Annotated in this window: 29 protein-coding genes; 11 read left to right on the top strand and 18 right to left on the bottom strand. The window is 45.8% G+C overall.

The genetic code is table 11. From position 1 onward, the window contains the following. Positions 1-8: 8 nt before the first annotated feature. The gene (gene hisC / locus F0U83_RS07060) at positions 9-1,079 is read left to right on the top strand and encodes a histidinol-phosphate transaminase (RefSeq protein WP_138988395.1); all 1,071 of its coding nucleotides are present in this window, start codon (positions 9-11) and stop codon (positions 1,077-1,079) included. Between the two features lie 125 nt (positions 1,080-1,204). Continuing rightward, positions 1,205-2,089: an EamA family transporter RarD gene (gene rarD / locus F0U83_RS07055; protein ID WP_138988396.1), complete on the top strand. Its 885-nt coding sequence runs from the start codon at positions 1,205-1,207 to the stop codon at positions 2,087-2,089. Positions 2,090-2,114: 25 nt separating this feature from the next. On the opposite strand, the gene F0U83_RS07050 is transcribed toward rarD, so the two are convergent. The 3 genes from F0U83_RS07050 to trhO all read right to left on the bottom strand — a co-directional run bounded on the left by F0U83_RS07050 (position 2,115) and on the right by trhO (position 4,412). After that, a complete protein-coding gene (locus F0U83_RS07050; protein WP_138988397.1) occupies positions 2,115-3,017 on the bottom strand; it encodes a GGDEF domain-containing protein in 903 nt (300 codons plus the stop codon). Between the two features lie 97 nt (positions 3,018-3,114). Next, positions 3,115-3,420, bottom strand: coding sequence for a hypothetical protein (locus tag F0U83_RS07045; protein ID WP_138988398.1), 306 nt, complete (start codon positions 3,418-3,420; stop codon positions 3,115-3,117). Next, the gene (trhO, locus tag F0U83_RS07040) at positions 3,417-4,412 is read right to left on the bottom strand and encodes an oxygen-dependent tRNA uridine(34) hydroxylase TrhO (RefSeq protein ID WP_138988399.1); all 996 of its coding nucleotides are present in this window, start codon (positions 4,410-4,412) and stop codon (positions 3,417-3,419) included. Before trhO ends, F0U83_RS07045 begins: the two co-directional genes overlap by 4 nt. Positions 4,413-4,638: 226 nt before the next feature. Between trhO and arfB the strand changes: the two genes are divergently transcribed. After that, the gene (gene arfB / locus F0U83_RS07035; protein ID WP_138988400.1) at positions 4,639-5,052 is read left to right on the top strand and encodes an alternative ribosome rescue aminoacyl-tRNA hydrolase ArfB; all 414 of its coding nucleotides are present in this window, start codon (positions 4,639-4,641) and stop codon (positions 5,050-5,052) included. Between the two features lie 8 nt (positions 5,053-5,060). On the opposite strand, the gene F0U83_RS07030 is transcribed toward arfB, so the two are convergent. From F0U83_RS07030 to F0U83_RS07000, 7 genes are all read right to left on the bottom strand, one after another. Beyond that, entirely contained in the window at positions 5,061-6,077 is a 1,017-nt protein-coding gene (locus F0U83_RS07030) for a hypothetical protein (protein ID WP_138988401.1), read from the bottom strand. Between the two features lie 107 nt (positions 6,078-6,184). Next, positions 6,185-6,970, bottom strand: coding sequence for a tRNA cyclic N6-threonylcarbamoyladenosine(37) synthase TcdA (gene tcdA / locus F0U83_RS07025; protein WP_138988402.1), 786 nt, complete (start codon positions 6,968-6,970; stop codon positions 6,185-6,187). A 17-nt stretch (positions 6,971-6,987) separates the two neighbouring features. Then, positions 6,988-7,206 carry a hypothetical protein gene (locus F0U83_RS07020; protein ID WP_138988403.1) on the bottom strand — a complete coding sequence of 73 codons (219 nt, stop codon included), beginning with the start codon at positions 7,204-7,206 and terminating at the stop codon, positions 6,988-6,990. Between the two features lie 14 nt (positions 7,207-7,220). Beyond that, complete coding sequence (locus F0U83_RS07015; RefSeq protein WP_211343695.1) at positions 7,221-7,919, bottom strand: TIGR01621 family pseudouridine synthase; 699 nt, start codon at positions 7,917-7,919, stop codon at positions 7,221-7,223. Then, positions 7,913-8,626, bottom strand: a complete 714-nt coding sequence (gene hda, locus F0U83_RS07010) for a DnaA regulatory inactivator Hda (protein WP_338036384.1) — start codon at positions 8,624-8,626, stop codon at positions 7,913-7,915. The genes F0U83_RS07015 and hda overlap by 7 nt, the downstream gene beginning before the upstream one ends. Continuing rightward, positions 8,607-9,737 carry an AI-2E family transporter gene (locus F0U83_RS07005; RefSeq protein ID WP_138988404.1) on the bottom strand — a complete coding sequence of 377 codons (1,131 nt, stop codon included), beginning with the start codon at positions 9,735-9,737 and terminating at the stop codon, positions 8,607-8,609. The genes hda and F0U83_RS07005 overlap by 20 nt, the downstream gene beginning before the upstream one ends. A 6-nt stretch (positions 9,738-9,743) precedes the next feature. Beyond that, a complete protein-coding gene (locus F0U83_RS07000; protein ID WP_138988405.1) occupies positions 9,744-10,733 on the bottom strand; it encodes a DUF2066 domain-containing protein in 990 nt (329 codons plus the stop codon). Positions 10,734-10,869: 136 nt separating this feature from the next. Between F0U83_RS07000 and purM the strand changes: the two genes are divergently transcribed. From purM to F0U83_RS06975, 5 genes are all read left to right on the top strand, one after another. Next, positions 10,870-11,925 carry a phosphoribosylformylglycinamidine cyclo-ligase gene (gene purM / locus F0U83_RS06995; RefSeq protein ID WP_138988406.1) on the top strand — a complete coding sequence of 352 codons (1,056 nt, stop codon included), beginning with the start codon at positions 10,870-10,872 and terminating at the stop codon, positions 11,923-11,925. Positions 11,926-11,928: 3 nt separating this feature from the next. Then, positions 11,929-12,618 carry a phosphoribosylglycinamide formyltransferase gene (gene purN, locus F0U83_RS06990; RefSeq protein WP_138988407.1) on the top strand — a complete coding sequence of 230 codons (690 nt, stop codon included), beginning with the start codon at positions 11,929-11,931 and terminating at the stop codon, positions 12,616-12,618. Next, a complete protein-coding gene (locus tag F0U83_RS06985; protein ID WP_138988408.1) occupies positions 12,602-13,309 on the top strand; it encodes a DUF3108 domain-containing protein in 708 nt (235 codons plus the stop codon). The genes purN and F0U83_RS06985 overlap by 17 nt, the downstream gene beginning before the upstream one ends. Before the next feature lie 2 nt (positions 13,310-13,311). Next, entirely contained in the window at positions 13,312-13,569 is a 258-nt protein-coding gene (locus F0U83_RS06980; RefSeq protein WP_138988409.1) for a YfcL family protein, read from the top strand. A 72-nt stretch (positions 13,570-13,641) separates the two neighbouring features. Further along, complete coding sequence (locus tag F0U83_RS06975) at positions 13,642-13,884, top strand: hypothetical protein (protein WP_138988410.1); 243 nt, start codon at positions 13,642-13,644, stop codon at positions 13,882-13,884. 62 nt (positions 13,885-13,946) lie between these two features. Here the strand turns inward: F0U83_RS06975 and F0U83_RS06970 are convergent, their stop codons facing one another. After that, complete coding sequence (locus tag F0U83_RS06970) at positions 13,947-14,504, bottom strand: hypothetical protein (RefSeq protein WP_138988411.1); 558 nt, start codon at positions 14,502-14,504, stop codon at positions 13,947-13,949. 84 nt (positions 14,505-14,588) lie between these two features. Beyond that, positions 14,589-15,659: a hypothetical protein gene (locus F0U83_RS06965; protein WP_138988412.1), complete on the bottom strand. Its 1,071-nt coding sequence runs from the start codon at positions 15,657-15,659 to the stop codon at positions 14,589-14,591. Positions 15,660-15,881: 222 nt separating this feature from the next. Between F0U83_RS06965 and mltA the strand changes: the two genes are divergently transcribed. Beyond that, on the top strand, positions 15,882-17,033 hold the full coding sequence (gene mltA, locus F0U83_RS06960; RefSeq protein WP_138988413.1) for a murein transglycosylase A: 1,152 nt from the start codon (positions 15,882-15,884) through the stop codon (positions 17,031-17,033). A gap of 62 nt (positions 17,034-17,095) precedes the next feature. On the opposite strand, the gene F0U83_RS06955 is transcribed toward mltA, so the two are convergent. The 6 genes from F0U83_RS06955 to F0U83_RS06930 form a co-directional block, all read right to left on the bottom strand. Further along, entirely contained in the window at positions 17,096-18,277 is a 1,182-nt protein-coding gene (locus F0U83_RS06955) for a thiolase family protein (protein WP_138988414.1), read from the bottom strand. Between the two features lie 84 nt (positions 18,278-18,361). Beyond that, positions 18,362-19,288, bottom strand: a complete 927-nt coding sequence (locus F0U83_RS06950) for a branched-chain amino acid ABC transporter permease (protein WP_138988415.1) — start codon at positions 19,286-19,288, stop codon at positions 18,362-18,364. Positions 19,289-19,300: 12 nt separating this feature from the next. Next, entirely contained in the window at positions 19,301-20,188 is an 888-nt protein-coding gene (locus F0U83_RS06945; RefSeq protein WP_138988539.1) for a branched-chain amino acid ABC transporter permease, read from the bottom strand. 109 nt (positions 20,189-20,297) lie between these two features. Next, positions 20,298-21,500 carry an ABC transporter substrate-binding protein gene (locus F0U83_RS06940; protein WP_138988416.1) on the bottom strand — a complete coding sequence of 401 codons (1,203 nt, stop codon included), beginning with the start codon at positions 21,498-21,500 and terminating at the stop codon, positions 20,298-20,300. 83 nt (positions 21,501-21,583) lie between these two features. Then, the gene (locus F0U83_RS06935; protein ID WP_138988417.1) at positions 21,584-22,294 is read right to left on the bottom strand and encodes an ABC transporter ATP-binding protein; all 711 of its coding nucleotides are present in this window, start codon (positions 22,292-22,294) and stop codon (positions 21,584-21,586) included. Continuing rightward, positions 22,291-23,103, bottom strand: coding sequence for an ABC transporter ATP-binding protein (locus tag F0U83_RS06930; RefSeq protein WP_138988418.1), 813 nt, complete (start codon positions 23,101-23,103; stop codon positions 22,291-22,293). The genes F0U83_RS06935 and F0U83_RS06930 overlap by 4 nt, the downstream gene beginning before the upstream one ends. A 287-nt stretch (positions 23,104-23,390) precedes the next feature. Here F0U83_RS06930 and F0U83_RS06925 point away from each other — a divergent pair, with 287 nt between their 5' ends. After that, positions 23,391-23,807 carry a MerR family transcriptional regulator gene (locus tag F0U83_RS06925; protein ID WP_138988419.1) on the top strand — a complete coding sequence of 139 codons (417 nt, stop codon included), beginning with the start codon at positions 23,391-23,393 and terminating at the stop codon, positions 23,805-23,807. Between the two features lie 42 nt (positions 23,808-23,849). Continuing rightward, positions 23,850-25,016, top strand: a complete 1,167-nt coding sequence (locus F0U83_RS06920) for an isovaleryl-CoA dehydrogenase (RefSeq protein ID WP_138988420.1) — start codon at positions 23,850-23,852, stop codon at positions 25,014-25,016. The last annotated feature ends 38 nt before the right edge of the window (positions 25,017-25,054 follow it).

Raw genomic sequence — 25,054 nt, 5'->3', positions numbered from 1 at the left:
CAATCTCAATGAGCAAATTTTGGAGTGAGGCGATTCGCCAACTAACCCCCTACGTACCGGGTGAGCAACCTAAGGTCAGCAACCTTATCAAGCTGAATACCAATGAGAACCCTTATCCACCGTCTCCTAAGGTGGCTCAGGCAATACATTCGTTTGATAGCGAGCGGCTGCGCCTATACCCTGACCCCGATGCGTCATTGCTCAAACAAACACTCGCTGATTATTTATCAGTGAAGCCTGCTCAAGTCTTTGTGGGCAATGGCTCAGACGAAGTACTAGCGCACACATTTATGGCCTTTTTCCGCCAGCCTGAACCTCTACTCATGCCAGACATCTCCTATAGCTTTTATGATGTTTACTGCAATCTATATGGTATTGAGTGCCGCCATATCCCACTAAGAGAAGATTTTGGTATCGCCTTAAGCGATTATAATTTGGCCAATGGCGGTATTATTTTTGCCAACCCCAATGCCCCCACAGGAAAAGTGTTGCCACTAGACGATATCGAAGCACTGCTGAAGCAAAATACGGAGTCTGTCGTAGTAGTCGATGAAGCTTATATTGACTTCGGAGGCCAATCAGCCAGCACATTAGTGGATCAGTATGCAAATCTCTTAGTGATTCAGACTTTTTCTAAATCCCGTTCGCTAGCCGGTATGAGAATTGGCTTTGCCATCGGCAACGAAACATTAATCGAAGGTCTGGAGCGTGTTAAAAACAGCTTTAACTCCTACCCCTTAGATATGCTGGCCCAAGTAACGGCAATTGAAGCCATTAAGGATGATACCTACTTTAAAGAAACCACCCAGAAGGTGATCGATACCCGCGACTGGACAACCTCGCAGTTAGCATCAATGGGCTTTAAGGTCGTACCTTCGGGTACAAACTTTGTGTTTGCTTCTCATCGATATATTCCCGCTGCGGAATTAATGGGCTTCTTACGAACCCATAACATCCTGGTTCGCCACTTTAGCCGTCCAATCATTGATAATCACTTACGCATTAGCATCGGAACGGATGAGGAGATGCAAGCGCTGATTGACTGCCTCAAAAGTCATCCAGAAGTGACAACTCTATAAAACAACCATCATCATTCACCCTTATTACCAGAGGGGTGAATGATGCAGTTTTTGACAACGCATTGTTCCCTTGCCGAAATTCATACGCCTGTTAGAATCCGTTTTTAACTTGTGAGCAAGATGTGATGACTGAAGCAACACGTGGACTGCTGCTAGCACTGTTCTGTTTCTCAACGTGGGGCAGCTTCCCCATCTTTTTCAGTTTACTGACCCATATCCCTCCCACCGAGGTACTAGTACACCGTGTGGTGTGGTCGTTTATATTTGTCGCGCTTATTTTACTATTTTCAAAGCAGTGGCGCAGGGCTGTAGCAGCATTAAAAAATCCCAAGCTAGTGTTTGCTCTGCTTTCTTCGTCGCTGTTAATTGCGATCAACTGGGGAGTCTATATCTGGGCCGTAGGGCAAAACCGTGCAGTCGATGCCAGCCTTGGCTATTTTATTAACCCCATTGTCGCTGTAGGACTCGGTGTTATCTTTCTCAAAGAAAGCTTAGCGAGCTACCAAAAATTAGCTATTTTGATAGCCTCGGCGGGTGTGCTCTATAAAATTCTAGGGGTGGGAGAGTTTCCTTGGATCGCTTTAACGCTGGCAGTTTCATTTGGATTTTACGGCTTAGTCAGAAAGCAAGCACAGGTTGATACCTTTACCGGTTTAGCACTTGAAACCCTGCTACTTTTACCTTTATCACTTCTCTACTGGGGATGGTTAACCTATTCAGGCGAGCAACACTTTGCCATAAACAGCGATGGTCTATTATTAATTTGCTCAGGCGTTTTAACGGCTATCCCTCTGATGGCATTTTCAGCGGCAGCCCGCCGATTGAGCCTTACCGCTATTGGTTTTTTAACCTACCTTACACCCACACTACAGCTACTGAGTGCCGTATTTGTATTAGGGGAGCCTTTCGATAAGGGCGATTTTGTAACCTTCGCACTTATTTGGCTGGCTTTAATCGTTTTCTCAGGAGGCGCTATTCGCGAGCGCCAGAAGCTGCCACAAAGCGCCTAGTCTAAGGTAAAGGGTGGCAGATTTATTAATCTGCTTCCCCTTCTATACGGTTAGAACCACTTTGTTTCGCAATAAAGAGATGCTCTTCCGCTCGGCGAAGCATCGTCTCCGGTGTATCTTCGATATCTCGTAATGTCGAGCTGCCAATGCAAACGGTATATTTCAGATTACCTGTTTGAAAAGGTATCTCTATTCCTTCTACAAGCCGACGCACCCTTTCAGATGCCAGCCGTGCTTGCTCTCGATTTGTTTCAGGAAGAAACATCACAAACCGATCGTCCGAATAGCGTGCAAAAAAGTCAGCGGTTCTCTGGAAACCATGTAGCGCTGTCACAAAGCTCTGCAACACCTGATCCCCAGCATCCCAGCCATACTCATCATTAATGCCGCTAAAATCATCAATATCAATTAGTAAGAAGGAGCATACCCAATCATATCGATGGGCCTGTGCGACTGACTGATTTAATATCGTCATTAAAGAACGGCGGTTATAAGCCCCGGTTAACGGATCTCGTTGGGCTTGGTGGCTCACTTTCTGTTCTAGCTTACGGGACTCAGTGACGTTTCTCGCAACCCACAACAACTCCGTTGCACTCACCGCGATTAACTGGGAATCCCACGTCTGTACCTCCAGCAAGCCGATTTCTCTCCAATGTAACGAGTGTTCTGGCTTGAGTGTTAGTTGCAGAGGCTGTGGCTCATGACTTGATAATGCAGCATCAAACTGAGCACTTACTTTTTGCGACAGCTCGTCAGTAAACAAAGTACTAAAGGTACGTGACAGCATTTTGCTCGCATCCAACCAATCCATTGATCCAACGTTTACATCCACAACCTCGCCTGCACCATTTAACGTGACGATTAATTGATCGATAACGCCAACTAAAGCATTGTAACGTCGCAGCAAGTGACCCTCTGAATCCGTCATCCACTTTTCCCCTATAGCTTTCTTCTTTGTCTAAAAGTTATAGCACAGCTCACAAAAAAAGTGGGGACTAAAGGCAATATCTGAAAAATTAAATACGTTATGCGATTAAACGTCGCACCAGTCGCGCAGAATCCCCCGTTAAATCGAGGGCATAACTGAAGCAGAGCGGGCTCAAATCAGCCATTAATCGTTCTAGTGCTTCAGGCTGCCCCGAAAAGGTTGCTTCAATAAGTACCGAGCGCTCCCCTTCTAAGGAGAGATAGAACGGGGGGTTGCACAGAGCCACCCCATCATCAAATTCTGAATGCACCGACCAACCCGCCCCCTCAAGGGCCCTTTGCATCTCAAGGCGTGTAAGTTGGGTTTGCACTACACCCAAAAGCTTATAGTCTAAGCTACTCATGTTTTAAGCTTTTGATTCAGCGCTTGTTGTCTTTCTCGTTCTCGTTGCTTTGCTTCTCTGCGCTCTTGCATCGTGAGCAAGGCTTGATCACCTATATGGTCTTCACCGCGCTCTCTCGCAATTTGGATTTGAAGTTCTCGTTGGCGAAATCGTGCTATTTGTTCTTCACTGTGAGTGCCGTAGCAGTGTGGGCAACTAACACCATGTTCATAGCGTTCACTTTGCTTGTCCTCTTCCGTGATAGGCAAGCGGCAGGCGTTGCACTGCTCGTAGCTCCCTTTCTCAAGCTGGTGATTAACCGTGACGCGGTCATCAAATACGAAGCATTCACCTTCCCACAATGACTCAGTTTCAGGGACCTCTTCCAAGTATTTCAAGATCCCACCTTTAAGGTGGTAGACCTCTTCAAAACCTTGTTCTTTCATGAAAGCGGTGGACTTTTCACAACGAATGCCACCTGTGCAAAACATCGCAACTTTTTTATGTTTAGCAGGGTCCATATGCTGTGCGACATACTCAGGAAACTCCCGAAAGGTTTCCGTTTTAGGATTAACCGCTTGTTTGAACGTACCCACCTGTACTTCGTAGTCATTTCGAGTATCGATTAAGATGACATCAGGATCATTGATCAGATCATTCCACGCTTTAGGCTCAACGTAGGTACCCACTACACGCTTTGGATCGATACCTTCGACACCCAATGTCACTATCTCTTTTTTCAGCTTAACTTTGGAGCGCTTAAACGGTTGTTTTTCATGCAAAGATTCCTTGTAATCTAAGTCTGCCAAGCGAGGATCCGATTTCAACCAAGACAGCAATGCATCTATACCTTCTCTTGTGCCTGAGACCGTTCCATTGATTCCCTCTTCAGCCAGCAGTAATGTACCCCTGATGTTATGTGCCTTCATCGTTTCCTGGAGCGGTTCACGCATTGCTTTAAAATCCTCAAGCGTGACAAATTTATATAATGCACAGACCACCGTATGGGACATAAGCAAACTCCAACATGTTTGAATCGCAAATTTTAAGAGCCGAATTATACGTAAAGCCAGGACTCTTGTCCTGATCGGCTATAATGACTCTCAATGAAAAAACCTTAGACCACAACCACCACTCTTGAGAAGATAGCTAAGAGCAACACCAAAAAACATCTTGCTCAATGAGTGAGCATTCTATTAACTCTGCACGCCTCTACTTAGGCTTTACTGGATACCTGTTTTGTTAAAAATTAATGACCACACAACAATCAAGCCGGAAGAGGTAGAACTCATTGCCATTCGGGCGCAGGGAGCCGGCGGGCAAAATGTTAATAAGGTATCCAGCGCCATCCACCTTCGCTTTGATATTGCCAACTCATCCCTTCATGATGTTTATAAGCAGCGCTTGTTAGCACTCAAAGACCACAGAATAACGAAAGAAGGCGTTATCGTGATCAAGGCGCAACAGTACCGCACGCAAGAACAAAACAGGGAAGATGCTCTCAATCGACTGATAGAAATCATTAAAACAGTAACGGTGCAGCAGAAAAGCCGACGCCCGACCAAGCCAACAAAAGGCTCACAAACCCGGCGACTCAATAGCAAGACAAAAAAAGGACAGATAAAAGCATTAAGAGGAAGAATAACAGATTAAGCGTACGGCTAGCTTATATGTAGTTGCGAAGGTGGTATCAGTTGGTTTTCCTCATGCAGGTCCAGTAATTCAATCACGGCTTCGATCCATTCTCCAGTTTCACCTCTCAACCAGCTAGCGGATAACTCTTCCTGTAAAAGTGCGCGCCAATCCGTGATTTTAAGACGTTCCGATGCAGGCAGTAGTAACGGCAGGTGCCTTAAAATTGAGAACAGCTCAAACGGAATTTTGAAATCGCGAAAGCTTCTTCTAGCGAACAGCTGAAGCTGCCTACCGGTACAGTATGCGGGTCTGATATCCCGTCCCGCCGCAACCTGCATCCAAGGATCGACACCCCTGACACCCAAATCGTCTAATGCTACAGGGTAGACACCGTATAGATTAAAAGCTCTCAAGTAAATCTGGCGAAGGTAAGCATCATAACACTGATTTTCAATGGCATCGAAACGGCTCATACCACTGATTTCACGAATGCTTATAGTCGCATCGGCTAATGCATAGGGGCGACCTAACAAAGCAACACTTGTCAGCTCATCAGACTGCTTTCTCACCCAATGACTGATGGGCCGCTCATAGCGCCACAACTGCTCTAAGAACCTCTCCGTCAGATTAAAAGGCACATTTAAGTCAGCAATCACGCCACCCACACCAAACCGAACTGTCAGGATATCGGGCTGAATATGTCCAAGCAATGCCTCCATCACCCTACCCGCACGCTCATGAAAACGGATAAAGTCATCCGCATGCATATCAGCACGCGTTTCAGGATCATTTAACAGGGAGACTAGGTCGTGGACAGGCCACTCTGCGATCAGGCGCAATTCTTCTTCTGTTACCACGTCAGATACATCACAGTCAGATTCGAGTAGAGAAAAAACTGAAGCACTCTTCTTCATATCAGAAGAAACATCACCACCATGATTTGGAGGCTCTCCTGAAGAGGTCGCCATAAAAAAACAGTGGCCGAATTGGCGCATAAATACCCCATCACTCCAATTGATATCAGTAATACTATGCAACTGCACAGAAATAACCAACTAGAATGTTCAGTTATAGTTCAGTTTTGTCGTAAGTTTAGCTTGAATCCAGAAGTTTAGTTATATTTTTTTCTTATATAAGGGCTCTACAATGCTTAAGAAACAGCTGTTCTTTGCATCAACTTATTCAGCACTCGGGAAGCGGCAACCAGGCCAAATGTTGCCGTTACGACAGTGGCTGCACCAAAACCGCCATCGCAGTCCAGTCGAGTTTGCCCATCATTCATCATTTTTTCAGCACAAACAGAGCCGTCTGGCTGTGGATAGCGAAGCTGCTCTGTTGAATAAACGCACTCAACGGCAAATTTTTTACCACTTTTGCTAAACCCATAATGGCGACGAAGAAAGGATCGCACTTTAGCAGCTAAAGGGTCATTATGCGTCTTAGAAAGATCTGCCGTCGTCACGCATACAGGATCAAGCTGCCCACCAGCACCCCCAACAGTGATAATAGGAATTTTCTGTCGCTTGCAAAACGCGATCAGTGCCGCCTTATCCTTAACCGAGTCTATCGCATCAACCACATAATCAAAGTAGCCGTGTATCAGCTCTGGGATGTTATCACGTTGAATAAAAGACTCTTCCTGATGCACTAAGCACTCTGGATTGATCTGTTGAATGCGCTCGGCCATAACAGCTATTTTAGAACGACCTATCGTATTGGTCAGCGCATGAATTTGCCGATTGATATTGGTTTCGCATATATCATCCTGATCGATTAGGGTGAGTTCACCAATACCTGATCTTGCGAGCGCTTCTGCAACCCACGAACCTACACCACCAATGCCAATCACACATACATGCGCATCACGAAAACGCTCGACCGTATCGACGCCATACAACCGTCGGGTTCCACCAAAACGACTATCGAAAGATGTCACGCTAACGCCCTCTACTGTTATATATCGTCATCTGTCAGTTCGGTGTATACCGGTTGCCCACAGCGGTTGCAGGTTCCTTCAACAAAAATCGTTCCCTCTTGCTCATACTCCAGCGGATTACTCATACCAAGATCGGCTTCCTGACAATGATCGCACCATGTTTGCTCCAGAAAGGCTTGCTGCTCTTCTTTATCACGAGCAAAAAAATTACGTTCGATACGCTCTTCTGTAGACACAGATTTTCTCCAGATTAACTTTTGGGCCACGGCAGCTGCTGAGGATCTCCCCATACAGCCAATTGGTTTGCAACTGATTGAGTCAAAAAGAACTCCCCCTCAGCAGGGTCAGATCGATAATGATGATCTTGCCCATCATATCGGAAATGGAGTTGCCAAGCATGAAGATATGTTCTGTCGGCTAAAGAGGAGGCATACAGGGCGTCACCTACAATTGGCGCACTTATACTTTTCATTGCCACACGTATTTGGTGAGTTTTTCCCGTTTCAGGTTTCAGCAGAAAGAGACGCTTACCAGGGTCAACTGCTTGACTAAAAAAACGCGTGACGGCGGGGTTATTCACGGTCGTAGCCAATCGCCAAGTTGCCCGACGCGACCTAACCATATCACCTTTAACACTCCCCTGCTTTTTCGAAGGCTTTTTATCACTCAAAGCCAAGTAATATTTATTCACCTGACGCTCACGAAACAGGGCCGACAGTTTAGCTGCAGCTAGCGAATGGCGGGCAAATATCATCACACCTGAGGTCACTTTATCCAATCGATGTACGAGAAATACAGACTCACCTAAGTCTTCACTCAGGCGCATCGTCAAACCCGTTAACTGGTCATCTTTGTGAACAGAGATGCCCGGCTGCTTGTCTATCACTACAAAGTCATCGCAGGTCGCTAACAGCGTATAGCAAGACATATGTTGGTCAGAATCTACCACCCCATTTCCTGCTTTATAAAGGGTATAGTCACTTTGCGCTGCGCGGTTAAGGAAGCCTGATCCAGACGTTCAAGTGTTAAACACAAATCCACCATACTACGACTATCATGATGGACCATATAACGGGCAACATCTTCAGGAAGTTCAAAACCTCTGATTTTTGCCCGAAGGCGTATGGCTTGTACCTTATCTTCATCATTTAACTGAGCGACGCTAAATACAGCCCCCCAACTAAGCCTAGAAACCAAATCAGGAAGCTGTATCTGTAGCTGGCGTGGAGCGCTATTCGCTGCCACGATCAACGTATTTTGTTCCTGACGAATGCGGTTATAAAGATGGAAAAGCGCCTCTTCCCAGATAGGATTACCCGATATTGCCTCAACATTATCAACGCAGACCAGATTTAGATGCTCCATCCCTTCCAGAATAACAGGGCTGAGGCTAAGCAGTTCTTGCAGTGGCAAATAAACAGCTGTACGGCGTGCCGGTTCAGCCGCATGGCACGCAGCCTGCAAAAGATGAGAGCAACCCGCACCTTCGCTTCCCCATATATATAAAAACTGTTCACCTGTTCCAAGCGCAGCCTGACGCAACATTTCACAAACCAGCCCGTTTTGGCCTGTTTGAAAGTTTTCAAAACGCGCCTCATCCTTTAAAGAAATACCTAATGGTAGCTGCTGTGGCGCATTAGCGCTGTTCATCGTCATTCTTTTCCTGTTCTAGAACGGGCTCCGGTATATCTGCAAGTTCCAAAGCCTCAGAGCCATAAAGATGGCTCTTTTTATAACCATCGTGAAGGTGGCGCAAAAATACCATAATTACCGCCGCTACCGGAAGCGCTATCAACACACCGACAAAACCAAATAGCTGTCCCCCTGCCATAATGGAAAAAATAACAGCAACCGGGTGCAAACCTATTTTATCGCCTACCAGAAGTGGTGTTAGCACCATACCTTCCAATGCCTGCCCAACGGCAAACACAGCACCTACCCACAGCAATATGATTGGGTCATGGAACTGCATATAAGCGGCAACTGCTGATGCAATAATACCTACAATAAATCCCATATAAGGCACAATACTAGCCAACCCGGCCAACATACCCAAAAGAAGTGCCAAATCTAGACCGATCATCCATAAGCCAAGTGCATATACCACCCCCAACGCGAACATCACAAGCAGTTGGCCTTTAATAAAGGAGCCTAAAACCTCATCACTTTCTTTGGCCCATAAAGACACCTTCGGCTCGATGTTACGGGGTAATAAATAACCTATCTTCTCAATCATGACATCCCAGTCCCTAAGCAGATAGAAGGTCACAACCGGTATTAACAATAAGTTAGCAAACCAACCAACAACAGCCAGACCCGAACGCGTTATACCACCTGCAATTTGCGCCATGATATCGCCCGTCTTCTGCCAATGTGAGGTAATCAGTTGCTTCAGGGTGGAAAGATCGCCAAAAGAGATATCTTCACCTAAGTAAGCCTGAATAGCTGGGATAACCTTCTCTTCAAAGAGCGCGATTACCGCAGGAATCTGCCTAACCATGACCTGAATCTGGTGACTGAGCTTTGGTATAAATAAGAGAATCAGCAAGGTAAGGAGTGTTGATAGAATAACAAATACAATGACGACCGATGTCGTACGTGTAAAGCCTGCTAACTCCAAACGATCAGCAACAGGGTCGGTCAAATAAGCCAATAAGGCACCCACTAAAAAGGGAGATAGGATAGGCCCTAATAAGTAAAGTAAAAAACCAGTCACCAGAAAAACAACCAGCAAGAACCAACGCTGCGTAGCAAATAAATTATCCATAGTCCCTCACTTTCTCCGCTTTCCAGACCAACGCCAGTAAAGCGTCGACTGATCCTGAACAGGATCTAACTTTCGTATTAATCGCATACGCCTTTCGAGCCCTAAAACTCTCAGCAAAGCATCTTTAGATAAAGAGGTATTAACCTCTAGTGCCAGTTCACCTGCATGAAACATCACCACGCTATACGCTTGCAAGGATGGAAAGGCACTAAGCAGCCCAAGTACTGCGGCATAGTCTGCCAGATTTTCCACATGAGTCACGCGAATAACAAAGGTTTTTTCCTGCCCAGCTTCATGAGAAGCAAGCGTCACACCAAAATCTGATAATAACCAGCTAAACAATTGAGCAAGTTGCTGTGTCCTATCTCCTTTGAAGCTGACTTCATCTCTATCTTCCCCTGCAACTCGACGCCAACGGGATAAACCCGGCTCTTCCGTCAACAGCTCGATATAAAAACGCGGAAGGTAACTGTCGTGCTGACTAAGCAATCTAACAGGTATCGCCAATTGCTCAGCGAAGCCTTTGATAACATCGCCAAAAGGCTCATTGGGCGTTGATAAATCCAATGATAAAGCCGAGTGAATAGGTATTTTAAACACAAATTCAGGGCGATAAGCGCCAATAGGATTACGCTGATGAGCGATAAGCAACTCATCCACTAAACTCTGATTAAAATTAATGACAAGTCTCTGAGCAAGATAGTCATTTCCCTCACGATTCGTTCGTACCAGCAGCGTAGGCTCAAAATGAAAACCACTTGCATAGTGGCTGTAGTCAGTCTGCCCATCTACTAAATGATCAACCTTGTAATCACCACTAGCTTTGCGCAGTACCTGCTTAAGCCCTTCCCGAACATCCATAGGAGCAGGCGCAGCGAGATCTTCCACCAGTAATGCTGCCTGATAAAAATCATCAGTACCCTCAGCAGCGCTTGCCCTACCATGCGCACCAACAATCAGCGTGAGTAAAACCATTAATTGAAAAAAAACATTCATTTAAACGTCTGGGCTTATTCTACAGAGGAAATCTTATGAAAAGGTCAACATACAATAGCAGCCTTACAAGCAACCTGTTAGAATACTGCGCATATTTTTTACCTCTCATTTTACCCCGTCTGGAAGGTTAAACTGCATGTCTACTGGTTCTGACAAAACATCCCTAAGTTATAAAGATGCTGGCGTTGATATTGATGCTGGTAACGCATTAGTTGACCGAATTAAAGGGGTTGCTAAACGCACAGCTCGCCCCGAAGTGATGGGCGGCTTAGGCGGGTTTGGCGCATTGTGCGAAATTCCTGAAGGGTATAAACAGCCTGTATTGGTATCGGGTACTGACGGCGTAGGTACAAAACTTCGCTTGGCGATGGACTTAGCTAAACACGACACCATCGGTATCGATCTGGTAGCGATGTGCGTCAACGATCTGGTTGTTGCCGGAGCCGAGCCATTGTTCTTTCTTGACTACTATGCAACAGGCAAACTCAACATCGATACAGCAGCGGATGTTGTCACAGGCATTGGCAAAGGCTGCGAACTAGCTGGCGCTGCCTTAGTCGGCGGAGAGACCGCAGAAATGCCGGGCATGTATGAAGGTGACGATTACGACCTTGCAGGCTTCTGTGTAGGCGTTGTAGAGAAATCAGAAATCATCGACGGTACTAAAGTAAAAGCAGGCGACACATTGATAGGCTTGGCCTCCTCTGGCCCACACTCAAATGGCTACTCATTAATCCGAAAAATTATTGAAGTCTCTGGCGCCGACCTAAACCAAGAGATCGAAGGCAAAAAACTTAGCGATGCCTTGCTTGAGCCAACACGTATCTATGTAAAATCAATTCTTTCCTTAATGAAGCAGCAACAAGTCAACGCGCTGTCACACATCACAGGCGGTGGCTTACTGGAAAATATCCCACGCGTTTTACCTGCTAATACAAAAGCTGTTATTAACACCAATTCTTGGGTACTACCTGGCGTATTTCAATGGTTGCAATCAGCAGGCAATGTCGAATCCCGTGAAATGTACCGCACCTTTAACTGCGGTGTCGGTATGGTCATCTGCGTTCCTGCTGATACTAAAGATCAAGCACTGGCCGCATTGAAAGCATCAGGTGAGTCAGCTTGGATCATTGGTCATGTCGCTGATGCGCTTGACGGGGAAGAACAGGTTGAACTGACCGAAGCGGAGTAAACCATGTCCCTGAAACGGATCGTTGTACTGATTTCAGGAAGCGGCTCTAACCTCCAAGCTATTATGGATGCAATTCAATCTGGCCAGATTAACGGTCAGATTGAACTGGTTATCAGCAATAAAGCCGATGCCTATGGCCTTATCCGTGCTAAAAACGCAGGCATAGCGACCTGTGTTATTGATCACAAAGCGTTTGATTCACGAGAGTCCTTTGATTTAGCTGTTCAGCAACGCATAGATACGATAGAGCCCGACCTTGTCATCCTTGCAGGCTTTATGCGTATTCTCTCAGCAGGCTTTGTGCGACACTACTCAGGCCGCATGTTGAATATTCACCCCTCGTTACTACCTAAATACAAAGGGTTGCACACACACCAACGCGCACTCGCCGCTGCCGACAAGGAACACGGTTGCACCGTGCACTTTGTCACAGAAGAACTCGACGGCGGCCCTCTGTTAGTACAGGCCGTTGTTCCAGTAAAAACTGACGACACAGAGGCTACGCTTCAAGCACGAGTGCATGAGCGAGAGCATATCGCCTACCCCCTTGCTGTAGAGTGGATCTGCGCCGATCGCATACGTGTTTGCGAAGATGGAATTTATCGCGATAACGAACTTTTACCCACCTCTGGGTTCAGACTAGCGTATAACGAAAAAACCGACTCTGGAGCCTCAGATGCGACTCATTCATAGATCCATCGCAACAGCATTGTTTTGCTCATCCTTAGGGGCCTATGCAGACTCCCCCCCCGTCTCACCGTTCAAAGCGATATACAGCTCAGAGTGGGATGTCGGCATATCTCTTGATGGTGAAGTAGAGCGCTCTTTGATAGCAACCTCTGAAGGCCAGTGGACATTTCGCACCTATGCAAGCGCTATGGTTGCCTCGATTGATGAGCAAAGCATTGTTCGCTTTGAAAACGAGCAAGTAGTGCCTCTTAATTATCTTTACAAGAAAAAGGTATTAGGCAAGAAACGCAAAGCCAGCCTTATCTTTGACTGGGATTCATCCAGCGTCAAAAATGATATTGATGACAAACCCTGGAATATGGAAATACCCAAGGCAACCCAAGATAAGTTGAGTTATCAGTTGCAAATGCGTCTTGATCTAAAAGCAGGGCAAAAAGGTCCTTTCAGCTACCAAATTGCAGATGGCGGCAAGCTGAAGCAATATGACTTCAAGATCATTGGCAACGAGACCATTCAATCACCACTTGGCGAGTATGACACCATTAAGGTGGAAATGGATCGCGGCCCTAATGCCAAACGAGAAACCTACATTTGGTACGCTCCCGAACTCGACTATATGATCGTTAAACTAAAACAAACTGAACCCGATGGTAAAGCCTACGCTTTGCACCTTAAGTCAATGGAAACGCTTTGATCATGACCCTTCAAGATGGTAACTCGCTCTACCAATGGCTACTTTCGACAGAATTAACCGCTGACGATGATAGACGCTTTTATGCAAGCTACTTACTTGGGCATATAAGCCTTGCCATTGCAGAAACAGAAGAGAACCCAACCTCTTTTTCCAGCACCTTAGAACAAAGCCTAAACAGCGCACTCGCAACAGATAAATTAAGCGATAACGACCGTAATGGCATTCTAGAGCTCCTCAAAGAAGGTAAAGCCTCCGCTTAAATATTGTGCAACGCACAATAAGTAAGTATACTTAAGTATAAGCCCTCAGGGTAACTTTAGGAGACTTTTCTCATGAATCTAAACGGTATGAAATTCACTGGCGTTGCAAATGATGATCGCCGTATCGCTGGAGAGCTTCAAGCAATGGGCGCATTCGATCAATCGCAAGAGGACACACACTCTGTTGTTGGTCAGGTCTTGGAAGCCATCGGGCAGTTCATTACTTGGACTCGCTGGAAAGGTGAAGTAGGTGTCTATGGTTGTCGTGTAGGCGCTGATCACGCCCGTTACATGGAAGCAAAACACACTGCTTAATGACTTAAGCGACATGAAAAGGCTGCCAACTCTGAAAGATATAAGCGGCAGCCTTTAAAATTTCACATATTCGTCAGATCTAGACCAAGCGCATTAGCTCTTTGTACCATTGCGCCATTAATTCGCTCTTCTGTTAGCGTCCCATTCTGGCGGGATATTTTGAGTATATGCTCGCACTGTTTATGCTGGTTTAGAAAAGTATCATTCGCTTGCATACTATTATCCCATCCCATGGCCTTTTGGCGACTACCAACATATTCATCGCTAAAGGTTTGAAGCGACAAAGCAGGCTCCGGCTTAAAGCGGTGGTTCAACTGGCGAATAAAAATATCCGTCATGAGCATAGAAGAGGTCGACTGGCGAAACACAAAACGCTTATTAACACCCGGCCATATCTGCTTTAACTCTAACAGACGCTCACCCTGTTCATCTTCCATATTATGCAATAACCGATAAACGCCATCATAAAAGCCTGAGCAAGACGCCCCCACTGACGAGGCAAGCTTCATCTGCTCAATGCCCACAGAGCTTTCTGCTGACGTGAAGCTGGAGATACCTAGAAAGGAGAAAACCACCAACGTCTTTTGTAGTTTTTTGCCACCTACCCAGCTAACTCTCATCTTAAATATATCTCTTTATCAAAACGGATATTCGAAATTCTACATGATTGTAAACTGGGTAGATAGCTTAGGGAAAAAGCAGACTTATACTGCCACATCCACTTGCTGTACAACCCTTGCCTCCCCTTGCTCAGAAAGGTAGATACCCGTCTGCGCCACCCTACCTAATATCTCATTGTTGTCATTCTTTATATCAAAGGGGGTTTCCGACGCTCCTAGATAGATCGCTCCCACATCAACATCTTTCAGTCCGAGCAGTTGATCTACTTCGCTCGTTTTCTTCCAAATAAGCAATTCGTCATAAATAGTATCCGCCTCATCTATAAACTGATTACCGTCATCATCAAAGTGTAGAAGGTCATCAAAACCATGGCCTGATATAGCACCAAATAGTTCAGAACCATCATTGATTTTCCCATCTCCATTTATATCTCGCGCAAGCCACCCTCCGTCACTTTCTAGAAAGCGCATCAAATCCAGCTCTCCATCCGCATCTAAATCAAAATCAAACTGCGCTTGTGATAACTCGGTAGATAAACCATCAAAGTTTAAAACCAAAGGATCTTTAAACTGAATCTCTTTAGTAACCGACACCAAAGTCTCTGCCGAATAAGCATGTTTCATATGTAAGTTCAGGTTTAAATCAATACGTTGACCATCCGCTGTATGTATAACCCCTGAGCTCTGAAACGTAGTACTCTCAAAGGATTCAACCTTTTGATAAACACTCACGTTGACCTCTACCGTTTTTGGTATCGATAAAAAATCCGTAGATGCTGAACGCTGCAAACGTCCTGCTGAAAAATCCTCTTGGCTTATGTTCGCCAAATCAAAAGGCATCTCTGCACTCTGAGGTAACTCTTTACCGGTTAAGGCTCGATATAAAGCATGGAAAAGGGATTGCTCGGTTTGGCAACTACACAAATTATCCTCACTTGCATCCGGCTCGCGAAAAACCAACCCTTCATCTGTCATGACCAGGATTGATGCTGGTCCAACCTGTGTATCAAGACGCTGATCATCCCACAGTAGAGCTTGCGAGCTAGAAAGGTGGCCCGCAAACACATTTGTAGATTCTGTCTTCTCCTTGGTGGTGATACGCTCCATTTTTTGGTGGTCGGCATCTAATAAAATATGACTTTGCTTAACATGCATAACTGATCTCCTTAGGACTGACTAGCGCGCTGTTTACGTCACAGGGAATAGATTTGCCGTTGGTTAAGTACCTTATGGCACTTTTTGCCCGCAGCAATGTCTTTAGAAACGCTATAAAACACTCAAAAATCCAGCAACTTAGGTGCTATGACGATGTTGCTACTTGCACCGTCAGGTATAAATAAGCAAGATGCAGGCCTGAATCAAAAAAGGATGAGACACATGCCATATCTTAGATATCCAAAAGCCACCACACCAAAGCTCTGGGCAGGCTCCATTCTTGCGATATTCCTTACCGGCTGCAGCGTTACACCGAAAGCCCCCGGTATCGCTGAGGAGATTTGCTGGAACCAATTGAAAGGCTGGCAAGATGATCAACTAGTCGAGGCTATGCCCGCTCTACAAAGCCAGTGTGATCGCTTAAGTAAAAAAGATACGGTTTGGAAAAATATATGCGAAGCCGCCCCTAAAGATGCATCAACCCCGGAGGTCAGGCGTTTCTTTGAAACACACTTCTCCCCTCATAATATTGTCGGTCTTCAAAACAAGAACCAAGGCTTGATTACGGGATATTATGAGCCCACACTTTATGGAAGTTTTGAACGTTCAGAGCGCTTTAACTACCCTATCTATCAGCGTCCCGATGACATGTTTGAAGTTCGCTTAGAGAGCCGTTTTCCAGCGCTTAAAAATCAACGGGTAAGAGCACGCATTGAAGGTAATAAAATCGTCCCCTATTACTCACGAGCTGAAATAGACGGCAACCAACAACCCTTAAAAGGTCATGAAATCATTTGGGTGGATGATGCAGATGCCGCATTTTTTCTTCACATCCAAGGCTCTGGCCGTGTACAACTGCCTGATGGTAAGAGCGTTGGTGTAGGATACGCCGATCAAAATGGACACCCCTACCATGCCATTGGTAAAAGCCTCATAGCACAAGGCGAGTTAACACGGAAGAATGTATCCTTACAAACTATTCGAGCATGGCTTAAAAACAATCCAAGCAAAGCTTCTGAACTTAAGAACAGCAACCCCAGCTATATCTTCTTCCAGCTCCGTCACGATTTAGATAACGGTCCACGTGGCTCCCTCAATGTTCCCTTGACCCCTGAGCGGAGTGTTGCTGTAGACAGGAAAATCATCCCTCTCGGTACGCCTCTATGGATCAACACTCAACTACCGAATACAACAACACCCTACCAGCGCTTGGTCTTTGCTCAAGATACAGGCGGTGCCATTAACGGGCCAGTCAGGGCTGATCTATTTTTCGGAAAAGGGGATAGAGCTGAACAGCTGGCTGGAGAGATGAAACAAACAGGAAGTCTTTTTGCTCTGCTACCTAAACCCGCTGATGCAAAGCTCTGTAACTAAGCAATAAAAAGCGCCAATTGAAATATCAATGGCGCTTTTTTGGATACCGATGAGATTACGGACTACATCATTTCTACCGCAACCGCCGTAGCTTCACCGCCACCAATGCATAATGATGCAACACCCTTAGACTTGCCTGCCTGTTTAAGCGCATACAATAAGGTAACAAGAATACGAGAGCCACTTGATCCGATCGGGTGACCTAACGCACAAGCGCCACCTTTAACATTCACCTTAGCATCATCTAGACCTAATTCAGAAATGGCTAACATCGATACTACGGCAAACGCTTCATTGATCTCATAAAGATCAACATCATCTTTTGACCAGCCTGCTTTATTCAACACTTTTTCAATAGCACCAATAGGAGCGATGGTGAACTCCGCAGGAAGTTGCGCATGAGTGGAGTGCGCCACAATACGAGCAAGAGGCGCGAGACCACGTGCTTTTGCTTGCGACTCTTTCATTAAGATTAGCGCCGATCCCCCATCGGAAATGGAGCTAGAATTTGCCGCTGTTACCGTACCGTCCTTTTTAAAGGCGGGCCTTAACCCACGAATCTTATCGATACGCGCATTACCTGGTTGCTCATCCGTATCGACCTGCACTTCACCTTGGCGAGTTTTCACTGTGACAGGAGCAATTTCATCTTTAAACGCACCTGTCTCAATCGCTTTTAGCGCTTTTTCAAGAGAACCAATAGCAAAGTCATCCATTGCCTCTCTCGATACGTTGTAGTCATCAGCACTCTTTTGTGCAAACGACCCCATCAAACCACCTTCGTACGCATCTTCTAGGCCATCAAAAAACATATGGTCAATAACTTGCTGGTGACCCATACGCATACCTGCACGGGCTTTTGGTAAAAGATAAGGAGACTGACTCATATTCTCCATACCGCCAGCGACCATCACATCGACCTGACCAGCCATGATTTGATCATGGGCAAGCATGACAGCCTTCATACCAGAACCGCACATTTTATTGATGGTTGTTGCACCAGCCGCATCAGGAATACCCGCAGCACGAGACGCTTGCCTAGCAGGTGCTTGTCCTAACCCAGCAGGCAATACACACCCCATGATCACTTCATCAATATCCGAGCTAGATATACCTGCGCGCTCAATCGCCGCTTTAATAGCCGTAGCACACAAATCAGGGGCTCTTACTTCGCTCAGGGAGCCCATCATCCCGCCCATAGGCGTACGTGCAGCACTAACAATAACAACTGAATCCTGACTCATCACAAAAACCTCAGTTTACGTAAGCGTTAATTTTGAAAAATAAAAAAGCCCTGCTACCTACAGCAGGGCTGAATAGAAATAGGATTAACCGAAATTACGCTTAACCACTTTCTGTATTTCACCAACAATACCACTTCGGAATGCCAACACACAGACGATAAATATAACACCCATAATAATATGGATGTAGTTTCCTAATTCGCCGCCTGACATGTAGTTCTGGATCGTGACAACAACACCTGCGCCGACCAGTGGCCCAAAGATTGTGCCCATACCACCCAATAGTGTCATCAGTACCACCTCACCCGACATATGCCAATGAACATCTGTAAGAGAAGCCAACTGGAATACTAACGTTTTAGTGGAACCTGCCATGCCAGCCAGAGCTGAAGAGATCACAAATGCAGCCCATTTATAATCATTCACATTATAGCCAAGGGATACAGCGCGTGGTTCATTTTCACGAATAGCCTTCAGGATCTGGCCAAAGGGTGAATGAATCGTACGGTGTACCATCCAGAAACCAAATAAGAAGATAGCCAGCACGAAGTAGTACATACTGTTGTTATCGGATAGATCAAAAAGTCCAAACAGTTCACCACGTGGTACACCTTGCAAACCATCTTCCCCTCCAGTGAACGGAGCCTGTAGGTAGAAGAAGAACGCCAACTGAGCCAACGCCAGGGTAACCATTGCAAAGTAGATACCTTCGCGCTTTACAGCTAATTTGCCATATACAGCACCCAAAAGGCCTGCTGCAATAGTTCCTGCCAATACGCCTAGTTCAGGCGTGATACCCGTCTGTAGCATTAAGTACCCAGTAACGTACCCTCCCGTACCAAGAAAAGCAGCATGTCCAAAGGACAAAAGTCCAACAAATCCTAGTAGAAGGTTAAATGCGCAGGCAAAAAGGGCAAAACAGAGCACTTTCATCAAAAACACTGGATAGACAACCATTGGCGCAACTAACGCCAGTGCTATCAGAATCACATAGAGCTTATTAATTTTCATGGCTGTACCCCTTTAAGCTTCTTTACCAAACAGACCGGCAGGCTTAATCAGCAGCACGATCACCATGAATAGGAAAATAACGGTGGTAGACGCTTCCGGGTAGAAAAACTTTGTCAATCCTTCCACTACCCCCATCATCAAACCGGTAAGAATAGCGCCACCTATCGATCCCATTCCACCGATTACAACGATGGCAAAGACCACGATAAGTATATTGGAGCCCATTTCAGGACTTACTGAATAGACAGGTGCAGCAAGCACACCAGCAAAGCCAGCAAGTGCAACACCAAAACCGAAAGTGAGCGTTGTAATCAATGGTACATTGATACCGAACCCCTGCATCAGCTGTGGGTTTTCTGTCCCGGCTCTTAAATACGCGCCTAACTTGGTTTTTTCGATGACCCACCATGTGCTAAAACACACGATAAGCGAAATTACGATGATCCATGCGCGGTAATTAGGCAGATACATGAATGGTAGTTTTGTACCACCCTTCAGTTCAGCAGGAATCTGATAAGGCAATCCGGAAGAACCATAAAGATGAGTAAATAATCCCTGTAAAATCAGTGCGATACCGAAAGTCAGCAGAAGGCTATAGAGGTGATCTTCATTGGCTATTGGACGTACCAAAAAGCGTTCGATTAGTATCGCAATTCCACCTATAGCAATGGGCACTAATATCAAAGCGACCCAGTAGTTAATGCCAAGATAATTTAGTGCCATCCACGCGAAGAAAGCACCAAGCATATACATCGCGCCCTGCGCGAAGTTAATAATTTTTAACAGACCAAAAATAATCGCCAAGCCAAGACTCAGCAAGGCATAAAATGAGCCGTTAATCAGGCCCACCAGCAACTGTCCCGACAGCGCAAACAGATTAATACCAAATATCGTCGCCATAACACCACCTAGAAAAACAAAGGAGCCGTGCGGAGCTTCCACACAGCTCCTTGCAGATAAAGCTGGAGGGGGTACACGACGTGCAACACCCTCCTAATTTCAAGCAGGATTACTTGAAGTCACACTCTGGAAGCATTGGGTTAAATGCCACGTTACCAGGAATGGTTGCTTCGATGTTATAGATATCATCTTCGGATTTACGGCTAGCCGCATCTTTGATGCTCACCAATAGCATATCGTGAACCATACGACCGTCGTTACGTAACGTAGCATTACGAGCGAAGAAATCGTTCGGCTTCGTCATTTTCATCTGCTTCATGACGGCATCAGAATCATCCGTACCGGCTGCTTTGATCGCATTTAGGTAGTGCATTGTCATAGAGTACGCACCTGCCTGCCCCATAGCTGGGATAGAACCATGACGCGCTTTGAAACGTGCAGACCACTCACGGGTTTGATCATCCATATCCCAATAGAAGCCTGTAGTCGCCTTCATGCCTGCAGCAATCGCTGGATCCAACGCTTTTGCGTTATGCGTAAATACCAACAAGCCTGCAACGTCCATCATTTCTGTCAGACCAAATTCTGCTGCCGTTTTCAAAGAGTTAACGAAGTCAGCACCCGCATTAGCCAAGCCTACAACGTCAGCACCAGAAGCCTGAGCCTGAAGGATATAAGAAGAGAAGTCTGTTGTACCTAGCGGTGCACGAACAGCGCCTACAACTTCACCACCCGATTCATTAATTACTTTAGAAGCAATACCTTCAAGCGCATGTCCAAACGCATAATCTGCTGTAATGAAGAACCACTTCTTCTTGCCAGACTCTACCATCGGCTTAACGGTACCATTTGCCAAAGCAGCTACGTTGTAAGTCCAATGAACATTGTAAGGAGAGCACGCTTTAGTTGTGAACGCATTACTTGCAGAAGTAGAGATTAGCGCGATTTTCTTAGCATCTGTCAGTACTTTAGTCACGGCACCTGTTACAGAAGACGCTACCAGACCATTAACTGCATCAACCTTTTCATCTTCAACCCACTGGCGAACTTTTGCAGACCCTACATCCGGCTTGTTCTGATCGTCAGCACTCACAACTTCAATTGGCTTACCCAGTACCGTTCCACCGAAGTCTTCAACCGCCATCTCTACAGCGGTTACACAACCCTGTCCACAAACATCGGCGTAAACACCACCCATATCTGCCAGTACACCGATTTTAACCACATCATCTGAAATACCAGCGGCCTGTACACCTGTTGCGGCTGCCAAGCTCATTGCTGCGGCTAGTACGGTCTTTTTCATTGCTTTCATGTTGTCACTCCTGCTTGAGAAATTTTTATTGTTATCGCATTTCAAGGGAATCAGGCATTCACTTGGACCGTTTAATCCAAGCATTAAACACCCAAATAGGTATTCAACAGCTCCGTTTTAGCTTGCAACTCATGAGCATGAACCTCTTCTACGATATGTCCGTGTTCCATAACGTAGTGACGATCAGCTATTGGGGCCGCAAAACGGAAATTTTGCTCGACTAACAAAATAGTCAAGCCACGTTCTTTTAACATAACCAGCACTTCTGCCAGCTTCTGAACGATGACCGGAGCCAAACCTTCAGTGATCTCGTCAAGAAGCAAAATATTTGCTCCCGTACGAAGAATTCGAGCCATAGCAAGCATCTGCTGCTCACCACCAGAGAGGCGTGTCCCCTGGCTATAACGGCGCTCAGCTAAGTTAGGGAACAGCTCATAAATCTCTTCAACACTCATGCCATCCGAACGCACATTCGGAGGTAGCATTAAGTTTTCCTCGACATTGAGGCTAGAGAAGATGCCTCGCTCTTCAGGACAGTAGCCTACCCCCAGGTGGGCAATTTTATGGGCAGGCATGTTAATGGTCTCATTACCATTTATATTGATCGCCCCCGTACGGCGTCCCACCATATTCATGATCGCTTTCAATGTGGTTGAACGACCTGAACCATTTCGCCCTAAGAGCGTTACCAACTCACCCTGCATGATCGTCATATCGATACCATGCAGAATATGAGATTCGCCATAGTAGGCATGTAAATCAACGATGCGGATCTTCTCACCGGTACTGCTCATGCCTTCGCCTCCTTCTCTGCTGCACTTTCTGCTGCGATCGCATTAGCAACCTCATCATCAGCCTCAACACCCATATAGGCCTCACGAACCTGTGGATCTTGAGATACCGTTTCATAGGTACCTTCTGTGAGGATAGCGCCACGCTGCAATACAGTGATCTTATCGGCAAGTTTCGCAACCACGTGCAAATTATGCTCAACCATAAGAATGGTACGATTTGCAGAGACTTTCTTAATAAGATCAGCAACTACACCCACATCTTCGTGGCCCATACCTTGGGTAGGCTCGTCCAGCAATAGCATTTCTGGATCAAGCGCCAAGGTAGTCGCAATCTCTAATGCACGCTTACGCCCATAGGGAAGGTCGACTGTAATCGCATTGGCATAGTCTTTTAAGCCAACCTCATCCAGCAGCTCTAAAGCACGATCATTTAACTTATCGAGAACTTTTTCAGACTTCCAAAAATGGAAGCTATTACCCTCTTTACGCTGCAATGCAATCCTGACATTTTCCAACACGCTAAGATGCGGGAAGACCGCCGAGATTTGAAATGAGCGCACAATTCCCTTACGAGCAATTGCCGCAGATTTCATCGAGGTAATATCCTCACCGTTAAACAAGATCGTACCGGTGGTAGGTGTTAGGAACTTAGTCAGCAAGTTAAATACCGTTGTCTTACCAGCACCATTAGGGCCGATAAGCGCGTGGATTGTGCCTCGCTCAACTTTAAGATTCACATCATCAACAGCAGTGAACCCTTTGAATTCTTTTATCAGATTCCGGGTTTCCAGAACATAATCTGCACTCATGCGGAATAAGCCTCTTTTGTTCTTATTTTGCAGCTTCGGCTGCACGGCTTAACTTACGTATTCGTAAGCTGTCTTTAGAAATTAGCAATTTCCCTTACTGGAAGCCAAGTACTACTTTGGTAGCAACACTCCATAAAACACCCCCAAAAACCCCATTTTATTCATATATTTCATACGGTTAACCATTGAAAAAAGAATCATGATATAATTTCACTACACCTCTTTGCTACTTTACGTTTACGTAAACTTCCGCTAAATTAACCTGATCAAGCATAGTAGATATATTTATGGAAAAGAAGGCGACATATTCAATTAGCGAGCTAGCCAGCGAATTTGATGTTACCACCCGTAGCATTCGCTTTTATGAAGACCAAGGTTTGCTCGCTCCTCGACGCCGAGGGCAAACACGTATTTATAGCCGCCAGGACAGAGTTCGTTTAAAGCTCATACTCAGAGGCAAGCGTTTAGGGTTTTCGCTTGCAGAGACCAAAGAGCTTTTTGATTTATGGGATGAAACGTTGTCCGGCAGCGAGAAGCAGTTAAAGCTTCTGCTCAACAAAATCACTGAGCGGAAGATGGCGCTTGAACAGCAATTAAACGATATCGCAATGGTTCAGCTAGAACTGGAAAGTGCAGAAACTCGTTGTACTGAAGCACTTAAGGAACTAGCGAGCAAAAAACAACAAAAAGCAAATTCAGCCTGACAACCGTCAGACAGGAATAAGCAAACAGTAAGGATGTCACAGATGATTTCACAATACACAGAACTAAACTTTGGACTTGGCGAAACAATTGACATGCTGCGTGAGCAAATCAACAGCTTCGCCGCGCAAGAAATTGCGCCACGCGCAGAACAAATTGACCACGACAATGAGTTCCCCAACGACTTGTGGCGCAAATTCGGTGATATGGGCCTGCTAGGTATCACAGTCAAAGAGGAATACGGCGGTGTAGGTATGGGCTATCTTGCGCATATTATTGCCATGGAAGAGATTAGTCGTGCATCCGCTTCTGTAGGTTTATCTTACGGCGCACACTCCAACCTGTGTGTAAACCAAATTCATCGTAACGGCACCCACGAGCAAAAGCTTAAGTACCTGCCTAAACTGATCAGCGGCGAGCACATCGGCGCATTGGCAATGTCTGAACCGAACGCAGGCTCTGATGTTGTATCAATGAAATTAACCGCACGCGATAATGGCGATCATTATCTGCTGAACGGCAACAAGATGTGGATCACTAACGGTCCTGATGCCAACACTTATGTTATCTATGCCAAGACAGACATTCAGGCAGGCCCTCGTGGTATCACAGCCTTTATCGTAGAGCGCGACTTCCCAGGCTTCTCTCGCCACCAAAAATTAGACAAGCTGGGTATGCGCGGCTCCAACACATGCGAACTGGTTTTTCAGGACTGCCCTGTGCCTAAAGAAAATATTCTAGGCGAACTTAACGGCGGCGTTAAAGTTCTGATGAGTGGTTTGGATTATGAGCGTTTGGTTTTGTCTGGCGGACCATTGGGTATCATGCAGGCGGCGATGGATATTTGTGTACCTTACATCCGTGATCGTCAGCAGTTTGGCCAACCGATTGGTGAATTCGAACTTGTACAAGGCAAAATTGCCGATATGTATACACTGATGAATGCCTCTAAATCTTATGTTTACATCAATGGCATGGCGGCTGAGCGTGGTGAAACGTCTCGTAAAGATGCAGCAGGCTGTATTCTTTATTCAGCAGAAATGGCTACCAAAATTGCACTGGACGCGATTCAGCTATTGGGTGGCAACGGCTATATCAACGAATTCCCGACAGGCCGTCTGCTGCGTGACGCAAAACTTTATGAAATCGGCGCCGGTACTTCTGAAATCCGTCGAATGCTGATTGGTCGCGAACTTTACCTTAACAAGTAAGCGACCACCTCACCTTCCATTAATAAGAATTAAAAAGA

The sequence above is a fragment of the Neptunomonas concharum genome, from assembly GCF_008630635.1.
Lineage (GTDB): Bacteria > Pseudomonadota > Gammaproteobacteria > Pseudomonadales > Balneatricaceae > Neptunomonas > Neptunomonas concharum.
The sequence above is the reverse complement of the archived record's forward strand: the minus strand, read 5'-3'. Positions and strand labels throughout refer to the sequence as shown.